This window comes from Saccharopolyspora dendranthemae, assembly GCF_007829955.1.
GTDB lineage: Bacteria > Actinomycetota > Actinomycetes > Mycobacteriales > Pseudonocardiaceae > Saccharopolyspora > Saccharopolyspora dendranthemae.
The window spans coordinates 367,384-383,629 of record NZ_VIWX01000006.1 but is presented as its reverse complement, the minus strand read 5'-3'; the positions used below and the strand labels follow the sequence as shown (position 1 = coordinate 383,629).

Here is a 16,246-nt window from a genome sequence, read left to right as displayed (position 1 = left end):
CCGGGTTCCGGTGAAGGGGTGCAGCGGTGACCGCTATCAGTGAGAACGCCAAGGCTTTCCGCAACGCGATGGAGGGCCTGGCGCGGGAGAACTCGGCGAGCGTCCGCGCCGTCGAGCAGAGCTGGGCCGATTCGGCGAAGGCCGCTGACAAGTCCGCGCAGGAGACCACGGAGAAGGGCCAGAAGCTCGTGGAGCGCATCCGCGAGCGTGCCGAGAACCTCCGTCGCGCGGACGAGAAGTCGGGCGTGCAGGAGATCTCCGTCAGCGAGGAACCGGAGACCGTCGATCCCGATCCCGAGGTGGAGCGCTTCTCCCAGCAGCTCTACGCGACGCAGAAGAGCAAGGCGGAGGAAGCGGCTGCGACAACAGCGCAGTCGGCGGAAACCCCGCCGCAGCAGGTTAATACCGGGACGCAGCAAGGGAACTACGGCCAACAGGCCCCCCAACCCCCTGCGCCGCCGGACAACGGGTGGAACGTCCAGGCGGGCCGGTTCGGGCGCCGGAACGAGCAGCAGGCACCGCCCGCCGCTCCTCCGAAACCGCCGGCGCCGCCCAAGCCGGCCCCGCGGCGCAAACCTGCCGCCTTCGACGATGACGACGACTACGAGAACCAGAGCTGGTTGCGCTGAGCGCGCTTTCGGGCCGTGATCCGCTGGATCACGGCCCGAGTCATCACTGCTGCGGGTAACCGCCAGGCGGTTGCTGAGGCGGGTACCCGGGCTGCTGCGGGTAACCCGGTTGCTGCGGCTGCTGGGGGTACCCGGGCTGCTGTGGAAAGCCTTGCTGCTGTGGGTAGCCCTGTGGGAGGTATCCGCCCTGTTGCGCGGCGGCTCGACCGGGCTTGGGCTTGAAGGTGCTGCGGACCACCGGCAGCAAGGAGAGGCCGGAGACGATCGCGCCAGGCAGGAAGGTCGCCCAACCTGCGAAGGGCGTGAGCGCTTCGAGAACCGTGTCTCCGTGCTCCGGATCCAGGGTCATGAAGAGGAAGACGATGAGCCACACCAGGTTCGCCAGCAGCAGGATCGTGCCCCCGAGCAGGACGAATGGCGACACCCAAAGTCGAAGGGACAGCAGAACGCCGCCGACGATCAGCGCAAGGCCGCCGGTCCCGCAAAGCAGGATGTCGACCAGCGCAGAATCGATGCCGTCGAAGAAGATGTAGATGCCGGAGATGATCGAGATCGCAGCGGCGAGGATCCCGATGATGCGTCCGGCGTTGGCGCTCTGCGGCTGCTGTGGATAGCCCTGCTGTGGGAACTGCTGCTGTGGATAACCCTGTGGATATCCGGCCTGAGGCTGAGGATGGCCAGGCTGTTGGGGGTATCCCTGCTGCTGCGGATAGCCCTGCGGAGGCGGGTATCCCGGCTGCTGGCCAGGCTGCTGGGGCTGGCCGTACGGGGGCTGCGGGGGAGTCATGGTGATTGATTGTCGCGCACCAGGTCACCGCTGTGGGAGAGATCGGCCCGGTGACCTCGCGGAGCCGGAACGGGCAGGTCTACGCCGCGAGCTTGCCGTGGGTGTTGACCTGGTCGATGGTGCTGCCCTTGATGTTCTCGTTGAGCAGGAGGTCGCCTCGGCGGTCGCCTGCGAGGGAGCGGAGGAAGAACGCCGTGAGCAGGCCCTTGGTGATCCGCTGGGTGGTGTACTCCGGCTTGCCGTGCAGCAGCAGCTGGGACCAGTGGATTCCCTCGGTGAAGCCGAGGTGGGTCGCCTTCTTGATCGTGCGCAGCTGCACCGGGCCGCCCCAGGCGCGCGAGATCGGTTCGGCGTTGGCCACCGGGGGTGCCAGCAGGTCCTCGGCGGCGGCGAGGTGCAGGGCCGGGGCCGTCACCTGCGGGGCCGCGTCGAGCGCTGACGGGTGCGTTTCGGCGGCGGCGAGGGTCGCGACCGCCTTGATGCGCGGGTCCTCGGCCGCGGCCAGGACCGCGCAGCCGCCGCCCATGGCGTGACCGGCCGCGCCGAGCTTGTTCGCGTCGACGCTGATCTTGCCGTCGCCGAGCCGGACACCGGCCGCGATGTCCAGCGCCGTGCGCATGTCCTCGGAGTAGAGGCGGTGGGAGGCCAGCGGGCCACCGTGGGTCGACGGCGTGACCACGACGATCCCCCAGCTCGCGAGATGCCTCATCAGAGCCAGGTAGCGGCGCGGTGGCTGGAGCCAGCCGTGTCCGAACACGATCGCGGGCAGGCCGGTCCCCTTGCTCGGGGTGCAGACCATCCCGGGCAAGCCGACCAGCGCCAGGTCGCCGTGCAGCACCTCGTGCGGGCCGCGGCGGGACAACTCGACGAACGCGTGCTTCGCGGTGGGAAGCTTCTTGGCTTTGCGCGCCATGGTCGACAACGGTAGCCGATCTCCCTCCTCCCGCGCGTTGGACGCTACTTTCGTGGTCCTCCTGCCGGGCGGTGCTCGCCTGATGATCGTGGCGGCCGCTCCCGCTCGCGCGGGGCGACGTGGGTCACCAGGGCTCCGTCATGTTCCTTCCTGCCGGAATGGCTACCCTGACTCGCGTGTGCGGCATCGTGGGTTACGTAGGACATCGCCAGGCGCTGGAAGTCGTGCTGGGCGGGCTCCGGCGACTTGAGTACCGGGGTTACGACTCGGCAGGCGTGGCTCTGCTCGACGGCGAGGGCGGCCTCGCGGTCGAGCGCGCGGCCGGAGCGCTGTCGAACCTGGAGAAGAAGCTCTCCGAGAGCGACGACACCAAGTTCCTGGGCAACGGCGGGATGGGGCACACCCGGTGGGCCACCCACGGTGCGCCCACCGACCGCAACGCCCACCCGCACCGGGACGCGGCCGGCCGCGTCGCCGTGGTGCACAACGGCATCATCGAGAACTTCGCCGCGCTGCGGGTTGAGCTGGAGGCCACCGGCGTCGAGATGACCAGCGAGACCGACACCGAGACCGCCGCGCACCTGGTGTCGGCGGCCTACTCCGCGGGTCCCACCGCCGGTGACCTCTCCGCCAGCGTCTGCGCCGTCGCACGACGTCTGGAAGGCGCCTTCACGCTGGTCGTGACGCACGCCGACGAGCCGGGCACGATCGTCGCGGCCCGCCGCTCCTCGCCGCTGGTGGTGGGAGTCGGCGAGGGCGAGCACTTCGTGGCCTCCGACGTGGCGGCGTTCATCGAGCACACCCGCGACGCCGTGGAGCTCGGTCAGGACCAGGTCGTCACCATCACCAGCGACGGCTACCGGGTCACCGACTTCGACGACAACGACGTCGAGGCCAAGCCGTTCCAGGTGGACTGGGACCTCTCGGCCGCCGAGAAGGGCGGCCACGACTACTTCATGCTCAAGGAGATCGAGGAGCAGCCGGGCGCGCTCGCCGACACGCTGCGCGGGCACTTCGTCAACGGCCAGGTCGTCCTCGACGAGCAGCGGTTGACCGAGCAGGACCTCCGCGACATCACCAAGGTCTTCATCGTCGCCTGCGGCACGGCCTACCACTCGGGCATGCTGGCCAAGTACGCCATCGAGCACTGGTGCCGCATCCCGGTCGAGGTGGAGCTGGCCAGCGAGTTCCGCTACCGCGACCCGGTTCTGGGGCGCGACACCCTGGTCGTGGCGATCTCGCAGTCCGGTGAGACCGCCGACACGCTCGAAGCCGTGCGGCACGCGCGAACCCAGCGGGCGCGGGTGCTGGCGATCTGCAACACCAACGGCGCGCAGATCCCGCGCGAGTCCGACGCGGTGCTCTACACCCACGCCGGCCCCGAGATCGGCGTGGCCGCGACCAAGACGTTCCTCGCGCAGATCGCGGCGAACTACCTGGTCGGCCTGGCCCTGGCGCAGGCTCGCGGCACCAAGTACTCCGACGAGGTGGCGCGCGAGTTCGACGAGCTCGCCGCGATGCCCGAAGCGGTCCGCGCGACGCTGTCCACCGTCGACCAGGTGCGCAAGCTCGGTCACGAGCTGTCCGGGTCGAAGGCGGTGCTGTTCCTCGGCCGTCACGTCGGCTACCCGGTGGCGCTGGAGGGTGCGCTCAAGCTCAAGGAGCTCGCCTACATGCACGCCGAGGGGTTCGCGGCGGGCGAGCTCAAGCACGGCCCGATCGCGCTGATCGAGGACCGGCTCCCGGTCGTGATCGTGATGCCGTCGCCGACCGGCAGGGCCCTGCTGCACGCCAAGATGGTGTCCAACATCCGCGAGATCCAGGCGCGCGGCGCCCGCACGATCGTCATCGCGGAGGAGGGCGACGAGGAGATCAAGCCCTTCGCCGACGAGCTGATCACCATCCCCGCCGTGCCGACGCTGCTGCAGCCGCTGGTCTCCACGGTCCCGCTCCAGGTCCTGGCCGCGGAGATCGCCCGAGCCCGCGGTTACGACGTCGACAAACCCCGCAACCTCGCCAAGTCCGTCACCGTCGAGTGATGTTCTCCTGGGGTGTCTGACCGGTTCGGCGAGAGGGCTCGTGATGCAGGGCGTGTGGACTCCTGACCAGGTTCGAGGTGCCGAGCAGCGGTTGTTCGCGCGGACCCCGGAGCCCGTCGTGATGCGCCGGGCCGCCTACGCGGTGGCGGGGCAGTGCGCCCGGGCGCTGTCCGACCAGACCGGCGGCGTGGCCGGTCGCCGGGTCGCGCTGCTGGTCGGCGCGGGGAACAACGGCGGAGACGCCCTGTGGGCGGGTGCGTTCCTGCGGCGGCGCGGAGTCGGGGTGACGGCCGTGCTGCTGGTGCCCGAGAAGACGCACGCGGCCGGGCTCGAAGGGCTTCGCCGCGCGGGAGGCCGGGCCGTTCCCGCCGAGGGCGCCAACGCCGACACCTCCGGGATCGGCGCCGAGGCCTCCGACGCCGTGGAGCGGGCTGACCTGGTCATCGACGGGATCGTGGGTCTGTCGGCGCGCGGCCCGCTGCGCCCCACCGCCGCTGAACTCGTGCGCCGGGTGCTGGTGCCGATCGTGGCCGTCGACCTGCCCAGCGGGGTCGATCCGATGACCGGAGCCGTCGAAGGGCCCGCGGTGACGGCGGATCTGACCGTGACGTTCGGCGGGCTCAAGCCCTGCCACGTGCTCGGCACCGGTGCGGTGCACTCCGGCGAGGTCACCGTCGCGGGCATCGGCATCACCGAGGAATTGCCCGCCCCCGAGGTGTCGCTGCTGGACGCCGCCGAGGTCGGCGAGGAGTGGCCGATCCCGGGCCCGGCGGACGACAAGTACAGCACCGGGGTGGTCGGGATCGCCGCCGGCTCGGCGACCTACCCGGGTGCCGCGGTCCTCGCGACCGGGGCGGCCGTGCAGGCCACCGCCGGGATGGTGCGCTACGCGGGCCCCGCCGCCGACGACGTGCGAAGCCGCTGGCCGGAGGTCGTGGCGACGGGTTCGGTCGGCGACGCCGGGCGGGTCCAGGCGTGGGCGGTCGGGCCGGGCATCGGACTCGGCGCGAGCGGCCGCGAAGTGCTGCGGTTCGTCCTCGAATCCGGGCGGCCGGTGTGCGCCGACGCCGACTCGATCACGATCCTCTCCGACGACGAGACCACCTGGGACTCCCGCGATCCGGACGCTCCGCTGGTGCTGACCCCGCACGCCGGTGAGTTCGCGCGGCTGGCGGGCGAAGGCCCCGGCATGGACCGGGTCGCGGCGGCCCGCGAGGTCGCCGCCCGGTACGACGCGTTCTTGCTGCTCAAGGGCAACACGACCGTCATCGCCGCACCCGATGGGCGGGTTCTGGTCAACGACGCCCGCCAGGCGTGGCCCGCCACCGCGGGGTCCGGTGACGTGCTCACCGGGCTCATCGGTGCGCTGCTGGCGACCGGCATCGAGCCGCTGCGCGCCTGCGGGTACGCCGCGCACGTGCACTCCCTGGCCGCCGAGCTGGCAGCGCACGGTGCCACCGGCGACGGGCCGCGATCCGAGGCGGGGGCACCGATCGGCGCTTCCGCGCTGCTCGCAGCGGTCCCGCATGCGATCCGCGCGGTCCGGGACGCCGCTCTGCCGTCCTGACGCGGGTGGCCGTTCGATTTCGCGCGAAGTTCGACAGCATTCCACCCGATGGTGGGAAGTCGCGTGGGTTCTCCGGTTCGTCCGCGTCTCGTCAGTGCGTTGAGCTGCGCAAAGGCGACGTGGCGCGAAAGGCGGGATGCCGAATGTGGGACCATGGTCGAGCCATGAGCAACCAGCACGCGTACCGCGCCGACCTGCGAATAGACGTTGACGCCCTTCGCCACAACGTCGGCGTGCTCGCGGGCCGCGCCGGGGCCTCGGGCGCGCGGACGATGGTGATCGTCAAGTCCGACGGCTACGGCCACGGCGCTCTCACCGTCGCCAGGGCTGCGCTGCAGGCCGGGGCCGACCAGCTGGGCGTCGCGTCGCTCGGCGAAGCGCTCCAGCTGCGCGAGGGCGGGATCACCGCGCCGGTGCTGTGCTGGCTGTTCACCGAGGCCGACGAGTTCGGTCCCGCCGTCGCCGCCGACATCGAGCTGTCCGCGTCCTCGCAGTCGACGCTGGAGCGCATCGTCGCCGCCGCTGCCGCCCAGGACCGCGTCGCGCGGGTCCACCTCAAGATCGACACCGGGCTCGCGCGTAGCGGGTGCCCGGCGGAGCTGTGGCCGGCGCTGGTCGAGGCCGCCGCCAAGGCCGAGGCCGACGGGCGCATCCGGGTCGAAGCGGTGTGGTCGCACCTGGCCTGCGCCGACGAGCCCGGCCACCCGTCGATCGACCGTCAGGCCGAGCGCTTCCAGCGCGCCCACGAGCAGGCGCGCGCTGCCGGGCTCGACCCGATCCGGCACCTGGCCAACTCCGCTGCGGTGCTCACCCGGCCCGACCTGCACTTCGAGCTGGTCCGCCCGGGCATCGCCGCCTACGGCCTGGACCCGGTGCCGCAGGCGGGCGACCACGACCTGCGGCCTGCCATGACCTTCCGCTCCTCGGTGTCCCTGACCAAGCGCGTTCCCGCAGGTGAGAGCGTTTCCTACGGTCACTCCTGGACGGCATCCGAGGCCACCAACCTGGCGCTGGTCCCGGTCGGCTACGCCGACGGCGTGCCGCGCAGCCTGTCCGGTCGCATGGACGTGTGGCTGGCGGGGAAGCGGCGACCGGTGCGCGGCCGGGTGTGCATGGACCAGCTGGTGGTGGACTGCGGCGATGACGAGGTCGTCGAAGGCGACGAGGTCATCGTCTTCGGCTCGGGTGATCGCGGTGAGCCCACGGCCGCCGAGTGGGCCGACGAGCTCGGCACCATCCACTACGAGATCGTCACCGGCATGTACCGGCCGCGGGTGACCAGGACGGTCGTGGACTCCGAAGCGGGGACGCCATGACCGGAGCGGTTGGTTTCCTTCCGGGAGTGGGGCGCAGCGCACATTGCGGTGTGCAAGCCGGGCCGCGTTCTGTAACGATCTTCACGTTCCGCCGCCGGAACCGAGTGGAGGCGACGTGAAACCGGTGTGGCAGGCATTGGCCTGGACGAGCGGGGTGATCGGGGCCGCGATCACCGGCGCCGCAGTGGGCGCGGCCGCGCACAGCACGCGCGCAGCCGTGCAGCGCAAGGGCGAGGAGGCCTTCGTCGAGGAGCCCCTCGGCAGGCTGCAGCCGGACCGGCACTCCACCGTCGCCGCCGACGACGGCGTGCCGCTCTCGGTGCAGGAGATCGGTCCTGCGAGCGGAGGTGATCCCGCGCTGACCGTCGTGTTCGTGCACGGCTTCGCGCTGGACTCCCGATGTTGGCACTTCCAGCGGCGGGACCTGCCCGAACTGCTGGGGCCCAAGACGCGGCTGGTGCTGTTCGACCAGCGCAGCCACGGTCGATCCGGCCACTCCAGCAAGAAGAACAGCACCATCGACCAGCTCGGCCGGGACCTCGACGCCGTCCTCCGCGCGGCCGCTCCGCGCGGCCCGATCGCGCTGATCGGCCACTCCATGGGCGGCATGACGATCATGGCCCTCGCCGAGCAGAACCCCAAGCTGTTCGCCGACCGGGTCCGCGCGGTGGCGCTCATCGGCACCTCCGCGGGACAGCTCGGCGAAGCGGGACTGCCGCGCACCTGGCTCTCCCGCGCCAACCCCGTCCCGCGCGGTCTCGCGCTGCTGTCCGAGCTCAACCCGGGCTTGGTCGAGCGCACCCGCAAGATGGGCGACCGGCTGGCGTGGAGCATCATCCGCGCGCTGTCCTTCGGGGATCGCAAGGTGCCCCCGGCGGTCGTGGACCTGATGGCCGAGATGATCGGCGCCACCACCGTCGAGGTCGTCACCGACTTCCTCGAGACGATCAGCCTGCACGACCGCAAGAAGGCCCTCGCCGCGCTGAACACCTGCGAGGTGCTGGTGCTCAGCGGCGACGTCGACAAGCTCACGCCGTACTCCCCGCACGCGGAGGTTCTCGCCGGGGAGCTGCCGGACGCGACGCTGGTGAAGGTCGAGGGCGCCGGGCATCCGGTGATGCTCGAACGGCCCGGCCTGGTCACCGACCAGATCGTGTCCCTGCTGCGGCGTGCCACCGGGATGAAGTTCAAGAAGGGGACCGGGAGTTGAGCGCCGCGCTGAAGACCGTGGAACTGCCGCAGGAATCGGACACGCTGGAATTCGGCCGCCGGCTCGGCGAGGCGCTCCGAGCGGGCGATCTGCTGCTGCTCGACGGGCCGCTGGGCGCGGGCAAGACCGTCCTGACCCGCGGCATCGCGGCGGGCATGGGGGTGACCGGCAGGATCACCTCGCCGACGTTCGTCATCGCCCGCGTGCACCGGTCCGAGAGCGACGGGCCCGCGCTGGTGCACGTCGACGCCTACCGGTTGGGCGGCATCGACGAGATCGACGACCTGGACCTCGACACCGACCTCACCGACGCCGCGGTCGTCGTGGAGTGGGGCGAGGGCCTGGCCGACCAGCTCTCCGACACCCACCTGATGGTGCGCCTGCGTCGCCGCGAGGACGACGTCCGCGAACTCACCCTGGAGCCGCACGGCGAGAACTGGCCGGAGCGGCTGGGCGCGCTCACCGGGTGACGGAGTTCCTGGCCGGGTTCCCCGGTCTCCTCGCGCTCGTGATCGCCGGAGTCGTGCTGTTCGCCGAATCCGGTTTGCTGATCGGTGTTTTCCTGCCCGGTGCGGGAACGGTCCTGGCCCTGGGCTGGCTCGCCGGTCAGGGCGCGCTGCCGGTGTGGTCGGCCGCGCTGGTGGCGTCGCTGGCCACGATCGCCGGGTGCCAGCACGGTTTCCTGCGCGGCGCGCACCCGGGTGCGCTGAACCGGCGCCTGGTCGAGCGGGTCGGCGAGCAGCGCATGAAGCGCGTCGAGTCCGCTCTGGACGGACGAGCCGAGCCCACGGCCGCGCTCTCCCAGTGCTTCGCCGTCGTGCGCACCCTCGTGCCCCGGCTCGCCGGCCGGGCCGGGATGTCGCACCCGCGCTTCACCGCCTGCAACGTCCCGGTCGGCGCTGCCTGGGGCACCGGCCTGGCCCTGCTGGGCGCCTTCTCCGGCGAGGCCTACGCCAAGGTCCAGGCGGCGGCAGGACTCTTCGGCCTCCCCCTCCTGGCCCTGGCGGCAGCCGTGCTCGCCCTCGTCTGGTGGACCCGCCGCAGGAGGCGCGCCTCCGGCACCGGGGCCGAACCCGAGCGGGTGCGCCGCTGACGCGGTCTCACCCGGCACTACCGGATGAGCTGGACGGCCATCGTCACCACCTCAAGCCACTTGATCGGGAAGCGGCTTGAGGCGGCGCGGGGGTCAGTTGATCTTGCGGGTGTGGCCGGTCCAGTACTGGTCCCGGAGCTTGAACTTCTGCAGCTTGCCGGTGGCGGTGCGGGCGAGCGAGGTGCGGAACTCCACCGAGGTCGGGGCCTTGTAGCGGGCCAGGCGCTGCTTGCAGTGCTCGATGAGCTCCTGCTCGGTGGCCTGGCCCCCGTCGGTCAGCACGACGAGCGCCTTGATCGTCTCGCCCCACTTCTCGTCGGGCACGCCGATCACCGCGACCTCCTCGACCTCGGCGTGGCTGAACAGCACGTCCTCCACCTCGATCGAGGAGACGTTCTCACCACCGGTGATGATGACGTCCTTCTTGCGGTCAGAGATGGACAGGTAGCCGTCCTCGCCGATCGTGCCGCCGTCCCCGGTGCGGAACCAACCGCCCTGCAGCACCGCCGCGGTTTCCTCCGGCTGCTGCCAGTAGCCGCGCAGCACCACGTTCGAGCGGGCGAGCACCTCACCGGTGTTCGACGTCGACAGCCGCACGCCGAGCGCGGGAGCACCTGCGCGCACCAGCTTCTCGGCGCGCTGCGCCGGGGGCAGGTCGTCCCACTCCGAGCGGCTGCGGTTGATCGTGAGCAGCGGCGAGGTCTCGGTGAGCCCGTAGATCTGGATGAACTCCCAGCCCAGTTCGGACTGCACCCGCTCGACCGTCTTCGTCGGCGGCGGGGCACCCGCGACGATGATGCGCACCTTGTCCCGCCCCGGGATCTCGCCGTCCCAGTCCTCGGCGGCGGCGAGCACGGCGTTGACCACGGCGGGAGCCGCGCACATCACGGTCACGCCGTGCTGCTCGACCCGGCGCAGGATCTCCGCGCCGTCGACCTTGCGCAGCACGACCTGCTCGACGCCCATGCCGGTCATGCCGAACGGCATCCCCCAGCCGTTGGCGTGGAACATCGGCAGCGTGTGCAGGTAGACGTCCCGATCGGTGACCCCGGCGTGCAGCGCGAACGTGGTGGCGTTGATCCAGATGTTGCGGTGGGTGATCTCCACGCCCTTGGGCCGCGCAGTCGTGCCGCTGGTGTAGTTGATCGCGGCGATGGCGTTCTCGTCCGGCTCCCACGGTTCCGGCTCGGCGTCGAAGCGGTACAGCTGCGCGTCCGACTCGGAGCCGAGCACGAACTTGTGCTCGCACTCCACGCCCGCGAGGTGGTCGGTGAGCTCGGGGTCGATGAGCAGCACCTTCGCCTCGGAATGCTCGACGATGTAGGCGATTTCGTCGGCGGAGAGCCGGAAGTTCACCGGCACGATCACCCTGCCGGACCCGCACACGCCGAAGAACGAGGTCAGCAGCCGCGCGCTGTTGTGCGAGACGATCGCGACCCGCTCGCCCTGCGCGACGCCGAGCGCGTCCAGCCCGGCCGCCTGGGCGGCGGCCAGCTCGCCCATCCGACGATAGGTGACGGCGCCCCACGACTCGGCCGGCTGATCCGGCTCGTCGACGACGCCGGTGCGCTCGCCGTACGCGGTGACGGCCCTGTCGATGAAGTCACGAACCCCGAGCGGTACGAACATGCTGACTCCTGCGCCTTGAGGACTTGATCGCGAGTGCGCCGGACGGCGCGAAGGCCAGCAGCACCCCTGGTGAGAGCACTGCTGGTTCGCGTCGCCACCGACGCATGGCGTGTGCGTACCTCATCGTGGCCATGACCACAATCACCAGCGCGGTCCGATGCGCTCCTCAGGCGGTGGCGCTGAGCTCGGTGGAGAGGTCCTTCGCGAGGCGCTGCATGTGCGGGATGATCTCGTCGGTGGTGATCCGCGTCATCCGGCCCTCCGGGCCCGAGATGGAGATGCCCGCGCCGGCCGGGGCGCCCGGGACCGCCACCGCGTAGCAGCGGACGCCGACCTCCTGCTCCCCGTCGTCGATGGCGTAGCCCTGCTTGCGGATGCGGCCGAGCTCTTCGTGCATCGACTCGACGTCGACGATGGTGCGCTCGGTCTGCGGGTTCATCGCCGTGCGGGACAGCAGCTGGGTGACCTCGTCGGTGGGCATGTTCGCCATGACCGCCTTGCCGACCGCCGTGGCGTGGGCGTCGACGCGCCGCCCGACCTCCGTGAACATCCGCATCGAGTGCGGTGAGGGGACCTGCGCGACGTAGACGATCTGCGCGCCGTCGAGCACGGCCATGTTCGCCGATTCGCCGGTGACCTCGGTCAGCTCCGCCAGGTACGGCCGCGCCCAGGAGCCGAGCGCGCGGCTGGCGGTCTCGCCGAGCCGGATCAGCCGCGGCCCCAACGCGTATCGCCGCGAGGGCTGCTGCCGGGCGTATCCGCTGTTCACCAGGGTCCTGATGATGCGATGGATGGTCGGCAGGGGCAGTCCGGAACGCTCCGCGAGTTCGGACAGCGCGACCTCACCGCCGGCATCGGCCATCAGTTCCAGGAGCTCGAAGGTGCGGTCGACGGACTGCACCCCTCCGCCCTGGTTCGCCCGCCGTGGGCCAGTGGTCATCGCAGAACTCCCTCTCCCGGATCCAGTCGAAGTCTAGTTCGTGGTGCGTGCGCCAGCTCATGTTGCTTTCGACGCATAGTGGAAACTAACATCCACGATGCAGAATTTCATCTGGATGTTTTGTGCTTGTGACGGACCAGCTCGCGGGTGCGGGTCGGCTCGTCACGCGGCAAGGTGAGCCATCAGCCACCGTCTGAAATCCGGCAGCAGAAAGAGGTGGACGATTCATGTCCGAAACGGCAGGGGTGAAGGTCCTCGGCGGCGCCGTGGACCGCGGTGACGAGATCCTCACCGCCGAGGCACTGGAGTTCGTGGCCGGTCTGCAGCGCGCCTTCGGTGCGCGTCGCGACGAGCTGCTCGAGCGTCGCAAGACCCGTCGCGCGGAGGCCGCGAAGAACGGCCGCCTCGACTTCCTCGAGGAGACCAAGCACGTCCGCGAGGGTGACTGGCAGGTCTCCGCGCCGCCGGCCGACATCGCCGACCGCCGCGTGGAGATCACCGGCCCGACCGACCGCAAGATGGCCATCAACGCCGCCAACTCCGGCGCGAAGATCTGGCTGGCCGACCTGGAAGACGCCAACACCCCGCACTGGGACAACGTCGTCTCCGGCCAGGTCAACCTCTTCGACCTCGTCCGCAAGCAGATCGAGCTGCACATCCCGGGCGGCAAGTCCTACACGCTGCGCGACGACGTGAGCCACGCGGTGCCGCTGGTGCGCCCGCGCGGCTGGCACTTCGACGAGAAGCACATCGAGGTCGACGGGAAGCCGGTCGTGGCCGCGCTGGTCGACTTCGGCCTGCACTTCTTCCACAACGCGCGTGAGCTCATCAACCGCGGCAGCGGCCCGTACTTCTACCTGCCGAAGATGGAGAGCCACCTCGAGGCGCGCTTGTGGAACGAGGTGTTCACCCACGCGCAGAAGGAGCTGGGCATCCCGCACGGCTCGGTGCGCGCCACCGTGCTGATCGAGACCTACCCGGCCGCGTTCGAGATGGAGGAGATCCTCTACGAGCTGCGCGACCACTCCGCGGGTCTCAACGCCGGTCGCTGGGACTACCTGTTCAGCGTCATCAAGACCTTCCGCGACTCCGACAAGTACATCCTGCCGGACCGCAACGCGGTGACCATGACCGCGCCGTTCATGCGCGCCTACACCGAGCTGCTGGTGAGCACCTGCCACAAGCGCGGTGCCTTCGCCATCGGTGGCATGGCCGCGTTCATCCCGACCAAGGACGACTCCAACGCCGCGGCGATGGACAAGGTCCACGCCGACAAGAAGCGCGAGGCCGGCGACGGCTTCGACGGCTCCTGGGTCGCGCACCCGGGCCTGGTCCCGATCTGCTTCGAGGAGTTCGACGCGGTCCTCGGCGACAAGCCGAACCAGATCGAGCGCAAGCGCGAGGACGTCGAGGTCACCGCCGACCAGCTGCTGGCCGTCGGCGAGACCCCCGGTGACAAGACCATCGAGGGCCTGCGCGCCGCGGTCGACGTCGGCATCCGCTACATCGTGTCCTGGCTGGGCGGCAACGGCGCCGCGGCGATCCACAACCTGATGGAGGACGCCGCGACCGCCGAGATCTCGCGTTCGCAGATCTGGCAGTGGCTGCACAACAACGTGCAGCTGGCCGGCGGCCAGACGGTGACCCTGGAGCTCGTGCGGGAGATCCTGGCCGACACGGAGAAGGCGCTGCGCGCGGAGGCCGGTTTCCCGACCGAGAACCTCTCCAGCGCGGTGGAGCTGTTCGAGCAGGTGGCTGTGGCCGACGACTTCGTCGACTTCCTGACGCTGCCCGCTTACGAGCAGATCGACTGATACGTCATCGCGGGGGCGCCGGAATCACCGGCGCCCCCGTTGTGTCCATGTAGGAGGGTGCAAGTGGCTGAAACGTCGTTGGACTCCGCAGAAGTCGCCCGGCGGCTCGCGCGCTTATCAGCGGTCGACGAGCACATGGCTCGGACCTATCCGGGCGCTCGTCCCGATCTGCAACCGGTGCACACCTGCTACGTGCCCGCTGACCGCGTCGACGCGGGAGTGCTGCGGGACTGGGCGGAAGCCGCGGTGGCGGTGCTCGACGAGCACGCGGCCACGCCCTCCCGGCTCGCCGAGATCCTGGGCCTGGACGCGGAGATCGCGCAGGCCGTGCACCCGAGGGTCCGGGCGAAGCTGGCCGGTTCTCCCGTGCAGGACCTGCGGATCGACTTCGAGGACGGCTACCGCGCGAACGCCGAGGACGCCGACGCCGAGCGCACCGCTGCCGTCGTCGCCGACTGGCTGCGGGATGGCGTCGCACCGGCCAACTTCGGGCTGCGGGTCAAGTCCTACGACACGCCCGAGCTGCGCGAGCGCTCGGTGCGCACGCTCGACCTCTTCCTGACCGCGCTGCTGGCGCGCACCGGCAGCGTGCCGGACGGATTCGTGCTGACCTTCCCGAAGGTCGTCGACGTCGCGCAGGTCGAGGTGTTCGTCGAGATCCTCGGCCTGCTGGAGCAGCGCTTCGAGCTCGCCGAGGGCTCGTTGCGCTTCGAGATCCAGGTGGAGACCACGCAGTCCATCGTGGATTCCGACGGCCAGTTCGCGCTGCCGCGCTTCCTGCGCGCCGGGTCCGGCCGGGTCACCGGGCTGCACTTCGGGACCTACGATTACACGGCCTCCTGCGGGCTGACCGCTGCCAACCAGCACCTCGCGCACCGCGCGTGCGACTACGCCCGGCACGCGATGCAGGTGGCCGCCGCCGGTACCGGGGTGTTCCTCTCCGACGGCTCCACCAACGTGCTGCCGGTCGGCGACCGGGTCGTCAAGGGCTGGCAAACCCACTACGAACTGGTCCGGCGCTCGCTGGTGCACGGCTTCTACCAGGGCTGGGACCTGCACCCGGCGCAGCTCGTGACCCGCTACGCGGCCGTCTTCGCGGCCTTCCGCGACTCGGCCCCGGCAGAAGCGGCACGGCTGGCGGCCTACACCGGGTCGGGGTCCGCCGAGGTCCTCGACGAGCCCGCCACGGCACGCGCGCTGGCGGCCTCGTTCGTCCGGGCGCTCGACAACGGCGCCACCGACGCCGACGAGGTGAAGGCGATGACCGGACTCGCCGAGTCGGATCTCCGGGCACTGGGGCGCCTCTGACCCCCTCTCCTCCGTCCGCTCTTCGATGAACTGCACGACGCGCGGGGCAGCCTTCTCCACAGGCCGCCTCGCGCGTTGTTGACTGCGTCGACGACACCGTGAACTGTTTCGCCGATCCGGGCGTTGAGCTGTGGAGCGCTCGGATCGAGGGATCGCGGAGTCCTCGGAGGAGCGTCGGACGGCCCTGGCCGGCGCCCGCGCGGTTCGCCCGCCCGCATCACGCCAGGGACCTTCGACGAAGGGAACCGCTGTGCCCAGCACTCTGCTGTCAGGCTCCGCGACGCACGTCGGCGGCCGGAAGAACAACCAGGACTCCGTGCTGGTGTCCGAGGGGCTGTTCGCGGTCGCCGACGGGATCGGGGGGTTCGTCAACGGCGACGTCGCCAGCAGACTCGCCCTCGACACCCTGGAATCGGCGTTCGCGGACGACCGCACGGTCGCCGGTCTGCTCGACTCCACGCGCAAGGCGAACGAAGCGGTGTGGCTGAAGTCCCACGCCGACGGGACGTCCATGGGCACCACGCTGGTCGCGGTGGCGATGACCAGCGATGCCGGGACCGTCGCGGTCAACGTCGGCGATTCGCGGCTGTACCGGTTGCGCGACGACTCGCTGGAGCAGCTCACCCGCGATCACACCGTGCTCGCCGAGCTGCTGCGCAGCCGCGAGGTCAGCGACGCCGACGCGCGCAACCACCCGCACCGGCACGTGCTGACCCGGGCCGTGGGTGTGGGGCCGGAGGTCGAGATCGACCACCACGAGCTGTCCGCGGAACCGGGCGACCGCCTGCTGCTGTGCTCCGACGGCCTCTTCAACGCCAAGAGCGCCGAGGACATCGAGCGGCTGCTGGGCTCTGACGGCGATCCGCAGGACCTCTGCGACGGCCTGGTGGAGGCGGCGCTGGAGGCCGATGCCGACGACAACGTCACCGCCCTGGTCCTGGAGATCCGGTAGGGGAGTTCGCACGCGTTGTTGACCCTTCCCCGCGGTCAAGGCTCATGCT

At 70.7% G+C, this 16,246-nt stretch carries 14 protein-coding genes; 10 read left to right on the top strand and 4 right to left on the bottom strand.

Translation table 11 applies throughout. The features are described 5' to 3' along the window. The first annotated feature begins 26 nt into the window (after positions 1–26). Positions 27–629: a hypothetical protein gene (locus FHU35_RS26260; protein WP_145744488.1), complete on the top strand. Its 603-nt coding sequence runs from the start codon at positions 27–29 to the stop codon at positions 627–629. Between the two features lie 43 nt (positions 630–672). On the opposite strand, the gene FHU35_RS29455 is transcribed toward FHU35_RS26260, so the two are convergent. Both FHU35_RS29455 and FHU35_RS26245 read right to left on the bottom strand, forming a co-directional pair. Beyond that, positions 673–1,416, bottom strand: a complete 744-nt coding sequence (locus FHU35_RS29455; protein ID WP_186459623.1) for a hypothetical protein — start codon at positions 1,414–1,416, stop codon at positions 673–675. Between the two features lie 79 nt (positions 1,417–1,495). Further along, positions 1,496–2,329: a dienelactone hydrolase family protein gene (locus FHU35_RS26245; protein WP_145744486.1), complete on the bottom strand. Its 834-nt coding sequence runs from the start codon at positions 2,327–2,329 to the stop codon at positions 1,496–1,498. Positions 2,330–2,505: 176 nt separating this feature from the next. On the opposite strand from FHU35_RS26245, the gene glmS reads away from it, so the two are divergent. The 6 genes from glmS (at position 2,506) to FHU35_RS26215 (ending at position 9,554) form a co-directional block, all read left to right on the top strand. Next, positions 2,506–4,368: a glutamine--fructose-6-phosphate transaminase (isomerizing) gene (gene glmS, locus FHU35_RS26240; RefSeq protein WP_145744710.1), complete on the top strand. Its 1,863-nt coding sequence runs from the start codon at positions 2,506–2,508 to the stop codon at positions 4,366–4,368. 43 nt (positions 4,369–4,411) lie between these two features. Continuing rightward, on the top strand, positions 4,412–5,935 hold the full coding sequence (locus FHU35_RS26235) for an NAD(P)H-hydrate dehydratase (protein ID WP_145744484.1): 1,524 nt from the start codon (positions 4,412–4,414) through the stop codon (positions 5,933–5,935). A 164-nt stretch (positions 5,936–6,099) separates the two neighbouring features. Next, entirely contained in the window at positions 6,100–7,251 is a 1,152-nt protein-coding gene (gene alr, locus FHU35_RS26230; RefSeq protein WP_145744482.1) for an alanine racemase, read from the top strand. 115 nt (positions 7,252–7,366) lie between these two features. After that, positions 7,367–8,461: an alpha/beta fold hydrolase gene (locus tag FHU35_RS26225; protein WP_145744480.1), complete on the top strand. Its 1,095-nt coding sequence runs from the start codon at positions 7,367–7,369 to the stop codon at positions 8,459–8,461. Then, positions 8,458–8,931 (top strand): tRNA (adenosine(37)-N6)-threonylcarbamoyltransferase complex ATPase subunit type 1 TsaE, encoded by a 474-nt coding sequence (gene tsaE, locus FHU35_RS26220; protein WP_246110583.1) that lies wholly within the window; start codon positions 8,458–8,460, stop codon positions 8,929–8,931. Before FHU35_RS26225 ends, tsaE begins: the two co-directional genes overlap by 4 nt. Next, complete coding sequence (locus FHU35_RS26215) at positions 8,928–9,554, top strand: DedA family protein (RefSeq protein WP_145744478.1); 627 nt, start codon at positions 8,928–8,930, stop codon at positions 9,552–9,554. Before tsaE ends, FHU35_RS26215 begins: the two co-directional genes overlap by 4 nt. A 93-nt stretch (positions 9,555–9,647) precedes the next feature. On the opposite strand, the gene FHU35_RS26210 is transcribed toward FHU35_RS26215, so the two are convergent. Further along, positions 9,648–11,183: an AMP-binding protein gene (locus FHU35_RS26210; protein WP_145744476.1), complete on the bottom strand. Its 1,536-nt coding sequence runs from the start codon at positions 11,181–11,183 to the stop codon at positions 9,648–9,650. Between the two features lie 166 nt (positions 11,184–11,349). Next, positions 11,350–12,123, bottom strand: coding sequence for an IclR family transcriptional regulator (locus FHU35_RS26205; RefSeq protein WP_145744475.1), 774 nt, complete (start codon positions 12,121–12,123; stop codon positions 11,350–11,352). 227 nt (positions 12,124–12,350) lie between these two features. On the opposite strand from FHU35_RS26205, the gene aceB reads away from it, so the two are divergent. From aceB to FHU35_RS26190, 3 genes are all read left to right on the top strand, one after another. Continuing rightward, entirely contained in the window at positions 12,351–13,937 is a 1,587-nt protein-coding gene (aceB, locus tag FHU35_RS26200; protein WP_145744473.1) for a malate synthase A, read from the top strand. A gap of 63 nt (positions 13,938–14,000) precedes the next feature. After that, positions 14,001–15,245, top strand: a complete 1,245-nt coding sequence (locus FHU35_RS26195; RefSeq protein WP_145744471.1) for a DUF6986 family protein — start codon at positions 14,001–14,003, stop codon at positions 15,243–15,245. A 250-nt stretch (positions 15,246–15,495) separates the two neighbouring features. Beyond that, positions 15,496–16,197: a protein phosphatase 2C domain-containing protein gene (locus FHU35_RS26190; protein WP_186459622.1), complete on the top strand. Its 702-nt coding sequence runs from the start codon at positions 15,496–15,498 to the stop codon at positions 16,195–16,197. Positions 16,198–16,246 lie beyond the last annotated feature (49 nt).

Bases quoted from the DNA above. Each gene is read 5' to 3' on its own strand.
- FHU35_RS29455 (WP_186459623.1), bottom strand. From the start codon at position 1,416: ATGACTCCCCCGCAGCCCCCGTACGGCCAGCCCCAGCAGCCTGGCCAG.
- FHU35_RS26245 (WP_145744486.1), bottom strand. From the start codon at position 2,329: ATGGCGCGCAAAGCCAAGAAGCTTCCCACCGCGAAGCACGCGTTCGTC.
- FHU35_RS26235 (WP_145744484.1), top strand. From the start codon at position 4,412: ATGCAGGGCGTGTGGACTCCTGACCAGGTTCGAGGTGCCGAGCAGCGG.
- alr (WP_145744482.1), top strand. From the start codon at position 6,100: ATGAGCAACCAGCACGCGTACCGCGCCGACCTGCGAATAGACGTTGAC.
- FHU35_RS26210 (WP_145744476.1), bottom strand. From the start codon at position 11,183: ATGTTCGTACCGCTCGGGGTTCGTGACTTCATCGACAGGGCCGTCACC.
- FHU35_RS26205 (WP_145744475.1), bottom strand. From the start codon at position 12,123: ATGACCACTGGCCCACGGCGGGCGAACCAGGGCGGAGGGGTGCAGTCC.
- aceB (WP_145744473.1), top strand. From the start codon at position 12,351: ATGTCCGAAACGGCAGGGGTGAAGGTCCTCGGCGGCGCCGTGGACCGC.